The 15,438-nt window shown below is 64.0% G+C and carries 14 protein-coding genes and 1 tRNA gene; 7 read left to right on the forward strand and 8 right to left on the reverse strand.

Annotated elements, in window-relative coordinates; translation table 11 throughout:
• The first annotated feature begins 36 nt into the window (after positions 1-36).
• Entirely contained in the window at positions 37-990 is a 954-nt protein-coding gene (locus WHZ77_RS31935; RefSeq protein WP_375311562.1) for a LysR family transcriptional regulator, read from the forward strand.
• Between the two features lie 18 nt (positions 991-1,008).
• Here the strand turns inward: WHZ77_RS31935 and WHZ77_RS31940 are convergent, their stop codons facing one another.
• Positions 1,009-1,422 (reverse strand): winged helix-turn-helix transcriptional regulator, encoded by a 414-nt coding sequence (locus tag WHZ77_RS31940; RefSeq protein WP_375311563.1) that lies wholly within the window; start codon positions 1,420-1,422, stop codon positions 1,009-1,011.
• Between the two features lie 77 nt (positions 1,423-1,499).
• Between WHZ77_RS31940 and WHZ77_RS31945 the strand changes: the two genes are divergently transcribed.
• Complete coding sequence (locus WHZ77_RS31945) at positions 1,500-1,826, forward strand: nuclear transport factor 2 family protein (protein WP_375311564.1); 327 nt, start codon at positions 1,500-1,502, stop codon at positions 1,824-1,826.
• Entirely contained in the window at positions 1,823-2,605 is a 783-nt protein-coding gene (locus WHZ77_RS31950; RefSeq protein WP_375311565.1) for an SDR family oxidoreductase, read from the forward strand. The genes WHZ77_RS31945 and WHZ77_RS31950 overlap by 4 nt, the downstream gene beginning before the upstream one ends.
• A gap of 23 nt (positions 2,606-2,628) precedes the next feature.
• Here the strand turns inward: WHZ77_RS31950 and WHZ77_RS31955 are convergent.
• A tRNA-Ser gene (locus WHZ77_RS31955) sits at positions 2,629-2,718 on the reverse strand.
• A 196-nt stretch (positions 2,719-2,914) separates the two neighbouring features.
• On the opposite strand from WHZ77_RS31955, the gene WHZ77_RS31960 reads away from it, so the two are divergent.
• A complete protein-coding gene (locus WHZ77_RS31960) occupies positions 2,915-3,256 on the forward strand; it encodes a hypothetical protein (RefSeq protein WP_375311566.1) in 342 nt (113 codons plus the stop codon).
• A 49-nt stretch (positions 3,257-3,305) separates the two neighbouring features.
• Here the strand turns inward: WHZ77_RS31960 and WHZ77_RS31965 are convergent, their stop codons facing one another.
• From WHZ77_RS31965 to WHZ77_RS31980, 4 genes are read right to left on the reverse strand one after another with little or no spacing between them, the layout of a single operon-like run.
• Entirely contained in the window at positions 3,306-4,769 is a 1,464-nt protein-coding gene (locus tag WHZ77_RS31965; RefSeq protein WP_375311567.1) for a trehalose-6-phosphate synthase, read from the reverse strand.
• 17 nt (positions 4,770-4,786) lie between these two features.
• Positions 4,787-4,948 carry a hypothetical protein gene (locus tag WHZ77_RS31970; RefSeq protein ID WP_375311568.1) on the reverse strand — a complete coding sequence of 54 codons (162 nt, stop codon included), beginning with the start codon at positions 4,946-4,948 and terminating at the stop codon, positions 4,787-4,789.
• Between the two features lie 58 nt (positions 4,949-5,006).
• A complete protein-coding gene (otsB, locus tag WHZ77_RS31975; RefSeq protein ID WP_375311569.1) occupies positions 5,007-5,837 on the reverse strand; it encodes a trehalose-phosphatase in 831 nt (276 codons plus the stop codon).
• Positions 5,838-5,841: 4 nt separating this feature from the next.
• Positions 5,842-7,329, reverse strand: coding sequence for an MFS transporter (locus WHZ77_RS31980; protein WP_375311570.1), 1,488 nt, complete (start codon positions 7,327-7,329; stop codon positions 5,842-5,844).
• Between the two features lie 182 nt (positions 7,330-7,511).
• Here WHZ77_RS31980 and WHZ77_RS31985 point away from each other — a divergent pair, with 182 nt between their 5' ends.
• Positions 7,512-7,898, forward strand: a complete 387-nt coding sequence (locus tag WHZ77_RS31985) for a DUF3175 domain-containing protein (RefSeq protein ID WP_375311571.1) — start codon at positions 7,512-7,514, stop codon at positions 7,896-7,898.
• Positions 7,899-7,913: 15 nt separating this feature from the next.
• Here the strand turns inward: WHZ77_RS31985 and WHZ77_RS31990 are convergent, their stop codons facing one another.
• Positions 7,914-9,947 carry a methyl-accepting chemotaxis protein gene (locus WHZ77_RS31990; protein ID WP_375311572.1) on the reverse strand — a complete coding sequence of 678 codons (2,034 nt, stop codon included), beginning with the start codon at positions 9,945-9,947 and terminating at the stop codon, positions 7,914-7,916.
• 197 nt (positions 9,948-10,144) lie between these two features.
• Positions 10,145-12,184: a methyl-accepting chemotaxis protein gene (locus WHZ77_RS31995; protein ID WP_375311573.1), complete on the reverse strand. Its 2,040-nt coding sequence runs from the start codon at positions 12,182-12,184 to the stop codon at positions 10,145-10,147.
• A 337-nt stretch (positions 12,185-12,521) separates the two neighbouring features.
• Between WHZ77_RS31995 and WHZ77_RS32000 the strand changes: the two genes are divergently transcribed.
• Together WHZ77_RS32000 and WHZ77_RS32005 are read left to right on the forward strand one after the other, a co-directional pair.
• Positions 12,522-13,007 carry a (2Fe-2S)-binding protein gene (locus WHZ77_RS32000; protein ID WP_375311574.1) on the forward strand — a complete coding sequence of 162 codons (486 nt, stop codon included), beginning with the start codon at positions 12,522-12,524 and terminating at the stop codon, positions 13,005-13,007.
• An 85-nt stretch (positions 13,008-13,092) separates the two neighbouring features.
• On the forward strand, positions 13,093-15,435 hold the full coding sequence (locus WHZ77_RS32005) for a xanthine dehydrogenase family protein molybdopterin-binding subunit (protein WP_375311575.1): 2,343 nt from the start codon (positions 13,093-13,095) through the stop codon (positions 15,433-15,435).
• The last annotated feature ends 3 nt before the right edge of the window (positions 15,436-15,438 follow it).

Here is a 15,438-nt window from a genome sequence, read left to right on the forward strand (position 1 = left end):
TGTCCGCAATCCAATCATTTGTGACGTGAATTCAACATGGCCCGTTTCGACACCAACCGCTCCGCCGAGATGGAGGTCTTCGTCCGCATCGTCGATCTCGGCGGATTCACCCAGGCCGCGCGGAAACTACGCCTGACGCCGTCAGGCGTCAGCAAGCTGATCTCGCGGCTGGAAGCGAGGCTCGGCTCGCGGCTGATCAACCGCACCACGCGCAAGCTCACGCTGACGGAGGAAGGCCAGGCCTTCTATCAGCGCGCGGTGCGCATCCTCGCCGAGATGGAGGAAGCGGAGCGCGAAGCCGCCTCAGGCGCCACTCCGCGTGGCCGCCTCACCGTGAACAGCAACGTCCCCTTCGGCATGCTGCATGTGATGCCCCTGATCCCGCGCTTCCTCGAACAGCATCCCGACGTCACGCTCGATCTGGTGCTGACCGACACGCTGATCGACCTGATGCAGGAGCGCGCCGATGTCGCCATCCGGGTCGGACCGCTGCGCGCCTCACGCCTCGTCGCACGAAAGCTCGGCAGCAGTCGTATGGTCGTGGTCGGCGCACCGGATTATCTGGCGCGCTGGGGCACACCAAAGACGCCAGCGGATCTCGCCGATCACCGCGGCATCGGCTGGACCTTTCCGCGCTCGATCCGTGGCTGGCCGTTCAAGCGCGGCGACCATTCCGAAGAGGCTGGGCCGCCGCCCGCCGCGCGCGCCAGCGACGGCGAAGCCGCACGCCGGCTCGCACTCGGCGGCGTTGGGCTCGCCCGCCTCGCCCTCTTCCACATCGGCCCCGACATCGAAGCCGGCCGCCTCGTGCCTGTGCTGCAAAACTACAATCCCGGTGACCGCGAAGACATCCACGCCGTCTATGTCGGCCACACCGCACCACTGCCCGCGCGCGTCCGCGCGTTCATCGATTTTCTGGCGGAGCATGTGCGGGTGAGCGATCCGGCGCTGAAGCGTGCGGGGGATGGGAGGTGGAGGGTGGTGAAGTGAGGCCGCGCGCTGCGCGCGTCATCTGCCGTCGCTGTCGTTTCCGGCCGCGTTCGCAACGCCAACTGGCTTCCGCTGTCCGGCCCAGGTGAGTAGCGCGTCGAGCGCCGGGCACAGCGCCTGCCCCCAATCCGTCAGCGCGTATTCGACCTTCGGGGGCACCTGATGGTGGACGATCCGGCGCACGATGCCGCCCTGCTCCATCTGCCGCAATTGTTGGATCAGCATCTTCTGGGACACCGCCGGGATGGCGCGTTCGAGATCCGAAAAGCGCAGCACCCTGCCACCGAACAGGTGGAAGAGAATGGTCAGCTTCCATCGCCCTTCGAGCAGCTTCAATGCCTGTTCAACGCCTTCAGCCGCTGTTTCGCGGGTGTAGCCGGAAGACTGCTTACCTTCGGGTGAGTACCTTACTTTTTCGTCCGTTCTTGCCATCTGGCAAGTTTAGGACGAGCTCTCATGCCATGCAACGCCGTCACCGGGACGGTCCACGCGCCATGAGGGAAGTTTCCATGTCCGTCACCTTGCCACAGCCTATTGCCGCCTATTTTGCCGCCGACCGCACGGAGCGCGCCAGCATTGCGGATTGCTTCACCGAGGGCGCCGTCGTGAAAGATGAGGGAAAGACCCACGCCGGCCGCGAGGCGATCCGTCGCTGGAAGGCGGAAGCGTCCACCAAATACACCTATGTCAGCGAACCCTTCGCCGTCGTGGAGGACACGGAGAGGACGATCGTGACAAGTCGCGTCACAGGTAACTTCCCCGGCAGTCCGGTCGACCTGCGCTACAGCTTCATTCTTGAAGGCGACAAGATCGCCCATTTGGAGATCGTGGCATGAATTTCGACCTCGAACTGCGCGGCCGTCGTGTTCTCGTCACGGGCGGCACGAAAGGCGTCGGCGCTGCCGTTGTCGAAACCCTGCACCAGGCCGGCGCGCTCGTCGTGACGACGGCGCGCTCCGTCCCGGCGACGTCTGCGCCCGGCGTTAGCTGCATTGCCGCAGATCTGACCACAGGCCAGGGCTGTGCGCGTGTCGCCAAAGGCGTTCTCGATCTGCTTGGTGGCATCGATATCGTCGTCAACGTCGTCGGCGGTTCGAGCACGCCGGCAGGTGGTTTTGCCGTCATTGACGACGATGCATGGGAGCGTGAGATGAATCTCAACCTCATGCCGGCGGTTCGGCTCGATCGCGCGCTGCTGCCAACGATGATCGCGCAAGGCTCCGGCGTCATCATCCATGTGACATCGATCCAACATCAGCTGCCGCTTCCGCAATCGACGACCGCGTATGCGGCCGCGAAGGCGGCGCTCTCCACCTACAGCAAGAGCCTCTCGAAGGAGATGACTCCAAAGGGAGTCCGCGTCGTTCGCGTTTCGCCAGGCTGGGTCGAGACCGAAGCTGCCGTCCATTTCGTTAAGCGTCTCGCCGCAGAGGCCGGCACGGACTACGAAAGCAGCAAAGCGATGATCATGCAGGGGCTCGGCGGCATTCCGCTCGGTCGGCCGGCGAGCCCACGCGAGGTCGCCAACCTCATCGCGTTCCTCGTTTCGCCACGCGCCAGTGCAATCACGGGCACCGAATATGTCATCGATGGAGGAACGGTACCGACAGCCTGAAATATCGTGGCTGGGTGGGCTGATGGCGGAGAGAGTGGGATTCGAACCCACGGTACGGTTTCCCGCACACACGCTTTCCAAGCGTGCGCCTTAAGCCACTCGGCCATCTCTCCGGAGCGCCCTCTCTTGAAGGGGCGCCGGGGATTTTGCAAGGGATCGCAGGGAAATCGGACGAATTTTCCGCAAGCCATTGTATTTTAAAGAGAATATATGGCGCACGTCGAGGCAACGGAACCGATCTTTGGCTGAACCCGAGGCGGGTATGGCGCGACGATTCACTCGAGGCCATCAACCACGACCGGGGACGCCATGACCATCTGCAAGACGATAGCTGCTCTGGGCTTGATTTCGGCTCTTGGCTCCGCCTTCGCCGGGCCCGCGCTGGCGCAGGTCTGCACCCGGCAGGGCGTCGATGTGAGCTGCGACGACGGAAGGCGCGGGATGCTTTCGGGCGATGCCATTCTCTGGCCCGACGGGACGCGATCGAGCTCGACGCCGCATCAGAGTGTGATCATCGGCAACAAGAGCTCGGTGCATGTCGGGCCCGGCGTGTTCGTCGGCCAGGGCAAGGGCATCGTGCCGCTGGATGATCCGAACGCGCCGAACAAGCGGCAATGCGCGATCCTGGACGGCGTGTCTTATTGCTATTGAGGATCTCGTTCCCCCTCTCCCCGTAAGAATGGGGCGAGGGAGAACAGAACTAAATCAGCCTTACACCGGAAATCGCCGACTTCAGCCAGCGCAGCGCCTGCGGCGGCTGGGCGGCCAGCGGGGCTACTGCGGCCTTCTCGGTCCGGCACTTTTCCAGCTCCGCGACGAAATCCGCCGACCATTGCTGGATGGTGTGGCCGCGCAGCTTCTTCATCATCGCTTCCCAGCGCATCTTGCGCTCGGTCAGCGGCATCGCGGCGGCGACCGCGATCGCGCGGGCCATGCCGTCGATGTCGTGCGGATTGACCAGCAACGCGGTGTCGAGCTCGTTGGCGGCGCCCGCGAACTTCGACAACACCAGCACGCCGGGGTCGGCCGGGTTTTGCGCGGCGACATATTCCTTGGCGACCAGATTCATGCCGTCATGCAGCGGCGTCACCACGCCGACCTGCGCGGTGCGGTAAAGGCCCGCGAGCACGGCCTGGCTAAAACCCTTGTTGAGGTAGCGGATCGGCGTCCAGTCGACTTCGCCATGGCGGCCGTTGACGTCGCTGACGAGCCGGGCGACGTCGTTCTGCAGATTGCCATACGCCTCGATCGCGCCGCGCGACGGGTTGGCGATCTGGAGCAGCGAGATGCTGCGTGCGAACTGCGGATGCTCGGTCCAGAGCCGGTCGAACGCACTGATACGGTTGACGAGGCCCTTGGAATAATCGAGCCGGTCGACGCCGATCGCGAGCCGTTCGCCGTTGAGGCTGCGGCGCAACCGCGACACGTCCGGATGCGAGGCGGACTTCGCGGCATATTGCGCAAACTTCTCGGCATCGATGCCGATCGGGAAGACTTCGCAACGGGTGCGGCCGTTCTGCGAGATGACGACGCCATCCTCGACGGTGAGACCAAGTTCGCCGCCGGCATAGCCGAGAAAATTCTGGCAATCCTCGCCGGTCTGGAAACCGAGGAGATCATAAGCCAGCATCGCCGTGACCAGCTCGCGATGATTGGGCACGCCCTGCATCACCGTAGCCACGGGCCAGGGCGTGTGCAGGAAGAAGCCGATCGGATCATCGACGCCGAGATCGCGCAACTCCGCGCCGAGCGCCAGGAAATGATAGTCCTGCACCCAGAACGCGGTCTGGTCTTTCCGGAAGCGCATCAAGGCGCGCGCCATGAACGCGTTGACCTCGCGGTAGCTGACATAGTCGTCGCGCGAGACCCGGATCAGATCGCTGCGCGAGTGCAGCGCCGGCCACAGCGCCGAATTGGCAAAGCCTTCATAATAGCCGCCGTAATGCGCCGCCGGCAGATCCAACGTCGCGATCGCGCCCGAGCCGAGTGCTTCGATCTCGGCGAACGGCTCTTTCTGATGGCCGTCGCGCACGCGGCCGGAGGAACCCACCCAGATCGCACCTGAATTTTCCACGACGGGAAGCAAGGCCGCAGCGAGGCCGCCCGTCATCGGCTCGTTGGGTTTACCGCGCGCAACTCGATTTGAAACGACGATCAAGTTCACAGGTCGTCCCCTCCTGTTCATTCCACCCCATTTAACTGCCGTTCATCAATATGGTTCCTGTCATCATTTCTACCGATTGAAACCAAAATCAGGCATGCGCGTTGGAACCAGTTTTCCATCGACGGAACCCGGCGATATAGCTCGACAAAGGCGGTTTTTCCGGCCGAGATGCGCAGCATGAATTGCGCGCTCGCAGGAGTTTCGCGAACGACAATGTGGCTGCGGGGTGACGACGCCTTATTCCAACCTTGTGTCGTCGAGCAGCCGTGCCAGGAACGCGCGTACATCGCTCGGCGCATCGAAGTGGCCATCGACGCCGATGGCGCGGCGGCCGACCGAGAAGGAGAGGCCGTTCATGTCAGGCATGATCGCGAACACGGTTTCATCGGTGACGTCGTCGCCGATGAAGATCGGGCGGCGTCCCCTGAACGGCTCGTGCTTCATCAATTCGCGCACGCCGGTCGCCTTGGTGAAGCCGGAATGCTTGATCTCGCAGACGAACTTGCCGGGCAGCACCTCGATCGGCGCATTGGGCAGGTCGGCGCGTATCAGCGAGACCGCTTCATAGATCGCCTTCTCCGCATGGGGCGCGAGGCGATAGTGCAGCGCCAGCGAATAGCCCTTGTCCTCGAGCAGGATCCCGGGGCTGAGCTTTGCGACCGCAGCGAGTCGTCGCTTCAACTCCTTGTCCATCGGCGGCGCGTTCACCTCGTCAGCCTCGTTGCCCACCGACAGGCGCATCTCCGCGCCGTGACCTGCGACCGCGCGAAACACCTCGGGCGCGAAGATCAGGTCGATGTCGTTGAGCGAGCGGCCGCTGACCATCGCCAGCGCGCCGGATGTGCGTTCGGTCAGCCGGCTCAACGTCTCCGACAGGCCCGGCGGCACCCACACTTCGCGCGGCGTCGGCATCAGGTCGAGCAGCGTGCCGTCGATGTCGAGCAGGATCGCGGTCTCGTGGAGATGCGGGACGAGCGCATGCGGCACCGGCACCGATTCCGGCCTCTCATTGTCGTTGCGCCCGGCTTGTTGGTCGACCATCGGCATTTCCGCCAGTTCCGATTTCATGAGCTTACTCCATAAAGGCGAGCGGCCGCGCGATTTGTTCGAGTGTTTTTCGTTCCGCGGCGACGGCATAGCGCCATCCCACGATCGCAGCCGCGATCATCAAAGACGCCCCCAGCAAATAGCCGGCGAACACGCTGTTGCGCGATCCCGTGTCGATCAGTACGCCGAACAGCGCGGGCCCCGCGACGCCGCCGATGCCGGTGCCGACCGCATAGAACACCGCGATCGCCAGTGCGCGAACTTCCAGAGGGAAGGTCTCACTGACCGTGAGATAAGCCGCGCTCGCGGCGGGCGACGCAAAAAAGAAGATCACCATCCAGGCGACGGTCTGCCCCTGTGCGCTCAGCGCCCCTATCGAGAACAGATAACCCGACAACGCCAGCAGCACGCCCGACATGCCATAGGTGAACATGATCATGACACGGCGGCCGAGCGTATCGAACAACCGGCCGAGCAGCAGCGGGCCGAGGAAATTCCCGGCGGCGAAGGGCAGCAGATACCAGCCGACATGATCGGCGCTGATCCCGTAGAAGTCCGTCAGCACCAACGCGAAAGTAAAGAAGATCGCGTTATAGAAGAACGCCTGCGCGCTCATCAGCACGAGGCCGACCAGCGCACGCTTGCGATAGGCGGAGAACAGCGTGTGCGCGACCTCCCTGATCGGCGTATGGTCGCGCATCTTCAGGCGGATTTTGGCGAAGCGTCCGTCACTCGCATCCTGATCGTGCCCAATCACCGAGCGTTCGATCTCGTCGACGATCTCGTGGGCCTGATCGAGATGGCCGTGGATCATCAGCCAGCGCGGACTTTCCGGAATCCACATCCGCATCAGCAGTACGACGAGGCCGATGCTCGCGCCGATGAGATAGGCCAACCGCCAACCGAGATCGGGACCGATCACGCCGGGATCGAGCAGCACGATGGCCGCCACTGCGCCCATCGCCGCGCCGATCCAGAAGCTGCCGTTGATGACCAGATCGGTCCAGCCGCGATAGCGCGCCGGCACCAGTTCCTGGATGGTCGAGTTGATCGCGGTGTATTCACCGCCGATGCCGGCGCCGGTGAGAAAACGAAACAGCCCGTAGCTCGCGACACTCCAGGAGAAGGCTGTCGCGGCTGTCGCCGACAGATAGAGCGCGAGCGTGATGAAAAACAACTTCTTGCGGCCGATGCGATCGGTGAGCCAGCCAAAGCCGAGTGCACCGAGCACCGCACCCGCAAGATAGGCAGAGTTGGCGATACCGAGATCGAGATTGGAGAAGTGCAGCGTGGGACTCTGCTTCAGCGCGCCCGAGAGCGCACCGGCCAGCGTCACCTCGAGCCCATCGAGAATCCAGGTGATGCCAAGCGCCAGCACGACGCGGGTGTGAAAGCCGCTCCACGGCAGCGCATCGAGCCGCGCAGGAATGCTGGTCTCGATGATGCGATCGGCCGCGGCCGCCATCGAGACGTCAGATCCATAGTTCAGCGCCGGGCTTTGCTGCAATTCCATCACGTTTTGGGTTTGACCAAATGAAAGCGGCCCCGCTTCACATGACGTGGACAGGGTTGTTCCGATCACGCGGGTGCGGCATTCCGCCTGCCACCTGCGACAACGTCTGCGGCAAGGGCAGGTTCCCGCAGGAACGGCGCGGGAGGCTGCCTGTTTTCCATGGAGCCGCAAGGAGTTGACGCATGGCTCATGTCAGAAAGACGACACATTTGAAAAAGCGGGGCGGGCACAAGACAGCGCGCCGTACGACAAGCACAGGTCGCAGCACGACGACCCGCAAGAGCGCGAAGCGTGATGCGCCAAAGCGCTGGTCGCAGCGCGTGACAAAGGAGAGCGACGCGCTCGACCTCAAGCAAGGTGTGTTCAAGCTGACCAGCGCGAGGAAGATCGCCGCCTCGCTCAAGCACTCGGCCGAGCGCAGCTCACGCCGCAAGACCGGCGCCTATCGCTCGGCGCTGTCGATGCTGACCTTTTACATCAACCGCGCGGGCAAGACGCTGCCAAAGGCGCAGCGCACGCGGCTGGAACGGGCGAAGGCGGAGCTGAAACGGGCCTTCGGGAGGGAATGAGTCTCGGCCTGAGCCTCACGCCGCCCGAATCGTGCCCATGAAGCGGTCGAGCTCGGCACGCAAGCGCGTGCTCTCGCTGGAGAGGGTTTTGGCGGAGTTCAGAACCTCCTCCGAGGCCGAGCCGGTCTCGGCGGCGCCGCGGTTGACCTGGCCGATGTCGGTGGCGGCGGTCTGGGTACCCTGCGCAACGGTCTGGACACTGCGTGCGATCTCCTGCGTCGCAGCGCCCTGCTGCTCGACAGCGCTGGCGATCGAGGTCGAGATCGACGAGATCTGGCCGATGGTCGCGCCGATCTCCTTGATCGCGGCGACCGATTCGGCGGTGGCACCCTGCATGCCGGTGATGTGCGAGGAAATCTCGTCCGTCGCCTTCGCGGTCTGGCTCGCCAGCGACTTCACTTCGCTTGCGACCACAGCGAAGCCGCGACCGGCTTCGCCTGCGCGCGCCGCCTCGATGGTGGCGTTGAGCGCGAGAAGATTGGTCTGCTCGGCAATCGCGGTGATGAGCTTGACGACTTCGCCGATCTGCTGGGCGGCGTGCGAGAGCTTGCCGATGCGGCCGTCGGTCTCCTTGGCCTGCACCACGGCGGCTTCGGCGATGCGGCTGGAATCGCGAACCTGGCGGCCGATCTCCTCGACCGAGGCCGAGAGCTCTTCGGTCGCGGTCGCAACCGACTGCATGTTCGAAGAAGCCTGTTCGGACACGTCGGCGACCTGGCTCGACAGGCTCTGCGTGGTCTCGGCGGTGCGGGTCAGCGTGGACGCGGCCGATTCGAGTTGCACGGCGGAAGCCGAGACGTTGGAGACGATGGCACCGACGGCGCTTTCGAAATCATCGGCAAAGCGAATCAGCTCGGAGCGACGTGCGGCCTCCTGCTCCTTATTCTGAGCTTCGCTGGCGGCAGCGTCGCGCTCCGCCTTGGCGACGGCCTGAACCTTGAACTCCTCGACCGCGCTGGCCATCTCGCCGATCTCGTCCTTGCGCCCCAAACCCGGCAGCACGATGTCGAAATTACCCGAGGCCAGCTCACGCATCGCCTTGCACATCGCGATCATCGGACGCGAGATACCGTTGCCGAGCATCAGGGCCAGCACCGCGCCGACGGCGAGGCCGCCCAGCGCCAGCATCAGCATCAGATGCTCGGTGTCGACGATGGTGGCGTTGGCGCTCACTTCGATGCGCTGCTGATCGGCGGTCAGGTCCGACCGCAGCTCGGCCGAGAGTTTCAGGATGGTCCCCGCCGTCTTGGTCATCTCGCCATTCGACTTGACGATGATCTTCACGTTTTCGGTCAGCTTCGAGAAGGAGGCGCGGTACTGCTTCAGGAGATTGCCGATCTCGGTGACGCGGTCGCTGATCTTCTGGTCGTTGGCATAGATCGAGACCAGCAGGGTCTCCAGGAACTTGATGCGGGCGATCACACCGTCGGCGGTCTTCGGCTCCGGCTTGGCGACGAAGGCGCTCACCGAGGTGGAGACCGCCAGATATTGCGAGGTGACGTCCTTGGCCGTGGTCTGAACCGAGTTCAGGCCGGCCAGGGCCGCGGTATCGGCGAGATCGTCGAACTTGAAGCGGATCTTGTTGCCGACGCTATTGAGCTCGTCGGTCGCGATCCTGTTGTTCTCGCGCGTCAGCGTGATGATCTCGCTGAACACCTTCGTGAAGCGCTGGAACTCGGCCTCGAGCTTGCCGACCTGCTCGCGGCGCGCGGCGCCGGTGGTCGCGGCCATCGACTTGGTGATCGCGCCCTTCAGATTCTCTTCGGCCGCCTTGGCCGCGGTCTCGTCATCGACCGCGCCGGTAAGTGTGTAGGCCCGGGCCAGCCCCTGGTAGGCGATCAGATCGCGATCGACCGTCCGCGCGAGGTCAGCTTCGGCCACGCTGGTGCGGTAGGAGGCCACGGCGCCGGCGATTCGCTCGAAGCCGAAATAGGCGAAAGCCATGCTGACGGCGAGGATGGCCAGCACCGCCACGAAACCGAGGATGATTTTTGCGCGAAAACGCAAGGTGAGCAGCTTCCATTTGTTCGGCTTCGACTTGGCGGACATTCCCCACCCCATTCCATTCGCGGAAAACCAGGCGCAGCCTGGGAGCAGCCTGCTCCCCGACTCGTACGCACGGTAATTGGCAAAGGATAAGCGGCGGTAAATTTACGGCGCCGCAACTTGCGGTTAGGTGACGCGGGGAGGGCCGCCCGCGAGCAATGCTGAAAATCCGGCTGGAGCAGACGCAGTAAAATGCAGCCTTATGCCGCCCGGATATTCCCCATGAAGCGATCGAGCTCGGCACGCAAGCGCGTGCTCTCGCTGGAGAGGGTTTTGGCGGAGTTCAGAACCTCCTCCGAGGCCGAGCCGGTCTCGGCGGCGCCGCGGTTGACCTGGCCGATGTCGGTGGCCGCGGTCTGGGTACCCTGCGCGACGGTCTGGACGCTGCGTGCGATCTCCTGCGTCGCCGCGCCCTGCTGCTCGACGGCGCTGGCGATCGAGGTCGAGATCGACGAGATCTGGCCGATGGTCGCGCCGATCTCCTTGATCGCGGCGACCGATTCGGCCGTCGCACCCTGCATGCCGGTGATGTGCGATGAAATTTCGTCCGTCGCCTTCGCCGTCTGGCTCGCCAGCGACTTCACTTCGCTTGCGACCACAGCGAAGCCGCGACCGGCTTCGCCTGCGCGCGCCGCCTCGATGGTGGCGTTGAGCGCGAGAAGATTGGTCTGCTCGGCAATCGCGGTGATGAGCTTGACGACTTCGCCGATCTGCTGGGCGGCGTGCGAGAGCTTGCCGATGCGACTGTCGGTCTCCTTGGCCTGCACCACGGCGGCTTCGGCGATGCGGCTGGAGTCACGGACCTGGCGGCCGATCTCCTCGACCGAGGCCGAGAGCTCTTCGGTCGCGGTCGCAACCGACTGCATGTTCGAAGAAGCCTGTTCGGACACGTCGGCGACCTGGCTCGACAGGCTCTGCGTGGTCTCGGCGGTGCGGGTCAGCGTGGACGCGGCCGATTCGAGTTGCACGGCCGACGCCGAGACGTTGGAGACGATGGCACCTACCGCGCTCTCGAAATCATCGGCAAAGCGAATCAGCTCGGAGCGGCGCGCGGCGCTCGCCTCCTTGTTCTGGGCTTCACTGGCGGCGGCGTCACGCTCGGCCTTGGCGACGGCCTGAACCTTGAACTCCTCGACCGCGCCGGCCATCTCGCCGATCTCGTCCTTGCGCCCCAAACCCGGCAGCACGACGTCGAAATTACCCGAGGCCAGCTCGCGCATCGCCTTGCACATCGCGATCATCGGACGCGAGATGCCGGTGCCGAGCAGGAAGGCGAGGATCACGCCGAGCAGCGTACCGCCAAAGGCCAGCATCAGCACCAGTTGCTCGGTCTTCCCGATGGTCGCTTCCGATTCGGAATCCAGCCGCTGTTGCTCGGCGACGAGGTCCGCCTTCATGGCGGTGGCGCCCTGGAGGATCGCACCAGCCGAACCGGTCATCTCGGTGACGAGTCCATCGACCAGCTTGGCATTTGCGATCAGCTTCTCCAGCGATTCGCGATAGGCGACGAGCAGCGCCTTGGCGTCCTTCAGCCCGGCGACGATCTTGTCGTCCATGGAATAGATTGCGCCGAGCGAGTTCTCGACGAATTTCAGCCGCGCCAGCGCGCTGGTCGCGATCGCCTGGTCGGACGTCAGCACGAAATTGGTCGCCGCGGCGCTCGCGGTCTGGAACTGGGCGTTGACCTGCTTGGTGCCGAACTCGATCGCCTGCGCCTCGGAATCGGAGGCGTTGTTGCCGATGTCGTCGAGCTTGTATTTCAAGAGGTTGGCATTGCGCATGAGCTGGTTCTGGACCAGCAGCGTGCTGTCGCGCTTGGCCTGAAGAACCTTTGCAAACGTAGTCGAGAAATTGGAGAACTCCTTGGCGAGCTTGTTGAGGCCATCCTGCCGCGCCGGCTGCTTGGCGCTCTTGACGGCCTCGTCGATGGCGTTCTTCAGGTTGGCCTGAGCGTCCTGCGCCGCCTTGGCGTCGTCCTCCTTGCCGGTGACGACGAAATATTTCACGGCCGAGCGGTAGGCCAGCAGCTCGCGGTCGATGTTGCGGGCGAGGTCGGCCTCCGAAACGCTGCTACGGTAGGACCCGACCCCGGCCGAAACCCGTTCGAAGCCGAAATAGGCGAAAGCCATGCTGCCGGCGGAGATCACCAGCACTGCGGCGAAGCCCAGAATGATCTTGGCGCGGAACCGGAGTGTTGGAAATATTGTACGCTTCAACGGCGACGCGGTACGCCCGGACATTCCCAACCCCCATTTATTCTATTCAGCCGTGGCTCGGAGGCGCCCCGCCTCCAAACCCGGCTGCGCAAAACTAGGGCACAATGGATAAAGGGCGGTAAATTCGGCAGGCCCGGTGCAATCCTGGGCTTCATCGGCCAAAGGCCGACCGGCCCCGCTGATGGCTGGCATCCCACCCCGGCGGCCATGCCACCGGACAGTCCCGAAGGCAAATCATTGCACCCGCAACCGGATCAATGACCTTTCCATGACCGGGGCGACCAAAATCCTAGTTGCAAAGTCCGGGGGCGGCGGTCTCTAATTAGAAACAATCAAAATCAATCCCCGGGAGGTATATTCCGTGTCTACAGTCAAACTGACGGTGAACGGCAAGGCCGTTGCTGTCGATGTCGAGGACCGCACGCTGCTGGTCCAGCTTCTGCGCGATACCCTCAATCTCACCGGGACCCATGTCGGCTGCGACACCAGCCAGTGCGGCGCCTGCATCGTCCACGTCGACGGCAAGGCAGTGAAATCCTGCACCATGCTGGCGGGCCAGGCTGACGGCGCCAACATCACCACCATCGAAGGCATCGCCAAGGGCGACGAGCTGCACCCGATGCAGGCCGCCTTCCGCGACAATCACGGCCTGCAGTGCGGCTATTGCACGCCCGGCATGATCATGTCGGCGATCGACATCGTTCAGCGTCACGGCGGCCAGCTCGACGAGGCTACCGTCCGCCACGAGCTCGAAGGCAATATCTGCCGCTGCACCGGCTACCACAACATCGTCAAGGCCGTGCTGGACGCGGCCGGACGCATGAAGGTCTCGCAGGCGGCCGAGTAAAGCGGCTCGCCTCGAAAAAAGAACAACCGCTGCCGCTTTCGAGGGAAAGCGCAGTCAAGACAATTCCGGTCGGGAGGACCAGACAATGGGTGTTGAAGGCATCGGCGCGCGAGTCGTGCGCAAGGAAGACAAGCGTTTCATTACCGGCAAGGGCCGCTACGTCGACGACATCAAATTGCAGGGCATGACCCATGCCCATTTCATCCGCAGTCCGCACGCGCACGCCAAGGTGAAGGGAATCGACTCCTCCGCCGCGCTGAAGATGCCGGGCGTGGTCGCGGTGCTCACCGGCCAGCAGATCGTCGACGACAAGGTCGGCAACCTCATCTGCGGCTGGGCCATCACGTCCAAGGACGGCAGCCCGATGAAGATGGGCGCTTGGCCGGCGATGGCGCCGGAAACGGTGCGCTTCGTCGGTCAGGCCGTCGCGGTCGTGATCGCCGACAGCAAGAATTTGGCGCGCGACGCGGCCGAAGCAGTCGTCGTCGATTATGAGGAACTTCCCGCGGTCGCCGACGTCCACGCCGCCATCAAGGCCGGCGCGGTGCAGCTGCATCCCGAAGCTCCCGGCAACCAGGTCTATGACTGGGTGATCGGCGACGAAGGCGCGACGGATGCCGCGTTCTCGAAGGCCGCCAATGTCGTGAAGCTCGACGTCACCAACAACCGCCTCGCGCCGAACGCGATGGAACCCCGCGCGGCGATCGCCGATTACGACGAGGCGGAAGAGCACTTCACGCTCTACACGACCTCGCAGAACCCGCACGTCGCCCGCCTCGTGCTGTCGGCGTTTTACAACATCGCCCCCGAGCACAAGCTGCGCGTGATCGCACCCGACGTCGGCGGCGGTTTCGGCTCGAAGATCTTCATCTATCCCGAGGAGATGGTGGCGCTCTGGGCCTCGAAGAAGGTCGGCCGTCCCGTGAAGTGGACCGGCGACCGCACCGAAGCCTTCCTCACCGACGCGCATGGCCGCGACCATGTGACCCATGCCGAGATGGCGTTCGACGCCAACAACAAGATCACCGGCCTGAAGGTGAAGACCTACGCCAATTTCGGCGCCTACATGTCGCTGTTCTCGTCGTCGGTCCCGACCTATCTCTACGCGACGCTGCTGTCGGGCCAGTACAACATCCCGGCAATCCATGCCGAGGTGATCGGCGTCTACACCAACACCACGCCGGTCGACGCCTATCGCGGCGCGGGCCGCCCCGAGGCGAGCTATCTGATCGAACGCCTGATGGAGACGGCGGCGCGGCAGTTGAAGGTCGATCCGACCGCGCTGCGCCGGCAGAACTTCATCACCGAGTTTCCGCACCAGACGCCCGTGATCATGGCCTATGACGTCGGCGACTTTAATGCCTCGCTCGACGCCGCGATGAAGGCGATCGACTATGCCGGCTTCGCTGCCCGCAAAGCCAAGGCAAAAGCCGACGGCAAGCTGCGCGGCATCGGCGTGTCCTGCTACATCGAGGCCTGCGGCATCGCGCCGTCGAAGGCCGTCGGCAGCCTGGGCGCCGGCGTCGGCCTGTGGGAATCGGCCGAAGTGCGCGTCAACCCGGTCGGCACCATCGAGATCCTCACCGGCTCGCACAGCCACGGCCAGGGCCACGAGACCACCTTCTGCCAGCTGGTCTCGGAACGCCTCGGCATTCCCATCAGCCAGGTCTCGATCGTCCATGGCGACACCGACAAGGTGCAGTTCGGCATGGGCACCTACGGCTCGCGCTCGGCGGCTGTCGGTCTCACCGCGATCCTGAAGGCGATGGAGAAGATGGAATCCAAGGCCAAGAAGATCGCGGCGCACGCGCTGGAAGCCTCCGAAGCCGACATCGTCATCGAGAATGGCGAGTTCAAGGTGACCGGAACCGACAAGGCGATCGCACTGCCGATGGTCGCGCTGGCGGCCTACACCGCGCACAATCTGCCTGACGGGATGGAGCCGGGCCTGAAGGAAAGCGCCTTCTACGACCCGACCAACTTCACCTTCCCGGCCGGTACATATATCTGCGAGCTCGAGGTCGATCCCGGCACCGGCAAGACCTCCTTCGTCAACTTCGTCGCGGCCGATGATTTCGGCCGGCTGATCAACCCGATGATCGTCGAAGGCCAGGTTCATGGCGGCCTTGTGCAAGGCATCGGGCAAGCGCTACTGGAACACGCGATCTACGACGCCAGCGGCCAGCCGGTCACGGCCTCGTTCATGGACTACGCCATGCCCCGCGCCGACGATGTGCCGTCGTTCAATCTCTCCCACACCACGACGCTGTGTCCGGGCAATCCCTTGGGCATCAAGGGTTGCGGTGAGGCCGGCGCGATCGGCGCCTCCGCGGCCGTGATCAACGCGATCACGGATGCGATCGGCACGAACAATTTGGAAATGCCCGCAACCCCTGACAGGGTGTGGCGCACGATCCACGCGGCTTAAGAG

The sequence above is a fragment of the Bradyrhizobium sp. A5 genome (assembly GCF_042076515.1).
Taxonomy (GTDB): Bacteria; Pseudomonadota; Alphaproteobacteria; order Rhizobiales; family Xanthobacteraceae; genus Bradyrhizobium; species Bradyrhizobium cosmicum.

Excerpts from the sequence above, each read along its gene's own strand:
- WHZ77_RS31935 (WP_375311562.1), top strand. The coding sequence starts at position 37 with ATGGCCCGTTTCGACACCAACCGCTCCGCCGAGATGGAGGTCTTCGTC.
- WHZ77_RS31940 (WP_375311563.1), bottom strand. The coding sequence starts at position 1,422 with ATGGCAAGAACGGACGAAAAAGTAAGGTACTCACCCGAAGGTAAGCAG.
- WHZ77_RS31945 (WP_375311564.1), top strand. The coding sequence starts at position 1,500 with ATGTCCGTCACCTTGCCACAGCCTATTGCCGCCTATTTTGCCGCCGAC.
- WHZ77_RS31950 (WP_375311565.1), top strand. The coding sequence starts at position 1,823 with ATGAATTTCGACCTCGAACTGCGCGGCCGTCGTGTTCTCGTCACGGGC.
- WHZ77_RS31960 (WP_375311566.1), top strand. The coding sequence starts at position 2,915 with ATGACCATCTGCAAGACGATAGCTGCTCTGGGCTTGATTTCGGCTCTT.
- WHZ77_RS31970 (WP_375311568.1), bottom strand. The coding sequence starts at position 4,948 with ATGCTGCGCATCTCGGCCGGAAAAACCGCCTTTGTCGAGCTATATCGC.
- otsB (WP_375311569.1), bottom strand. The coding sequence starts at position 5,837 with ATGAAATCGGAACTGGCGGAAATGCCGATGGTCGACCAACAAGCCGGG.
- WHZ77_RS31980 (WP_375311570.1), bottom strand. The coding sequence starts at position 7,329 with ATGGAATTGCAGCAAAGCCCGGCGCTGAACTATGGATCTGACGTCTCG.
- WHZ77_RS31985 (WP_375311571.1), top strand. The coding sequence starts at position 7,512 with ATGGCTCATGTCAGAAAGACGACACATTTGAAAAAGCGGGGCGGGCAC.
- WHZ77_RS31990 (WP_375311572.1), bottom strand. The coding sequence starts at position 9,947 with ATGTCCGCCAAGTCGAAGCCGAACAAATGGAAGCTGCTCACCTTGCGT.
- WHZ77_RS31995 (WP_375311573.1), bottom strand. The coding sequence starts at position 12,184 with ATGTCCGGGCGTACCGCGTCGCCGTTGAAGCGTACAATATTTCCAACA.
- WHZ77_RS32005 (WP_375311575.1), top strand. The coding sequence starts at position 13,093 with ATGGGTGTTGAAGGCATCGGCGCGCGAGTCGTGCGCAAGGAAGACAAG.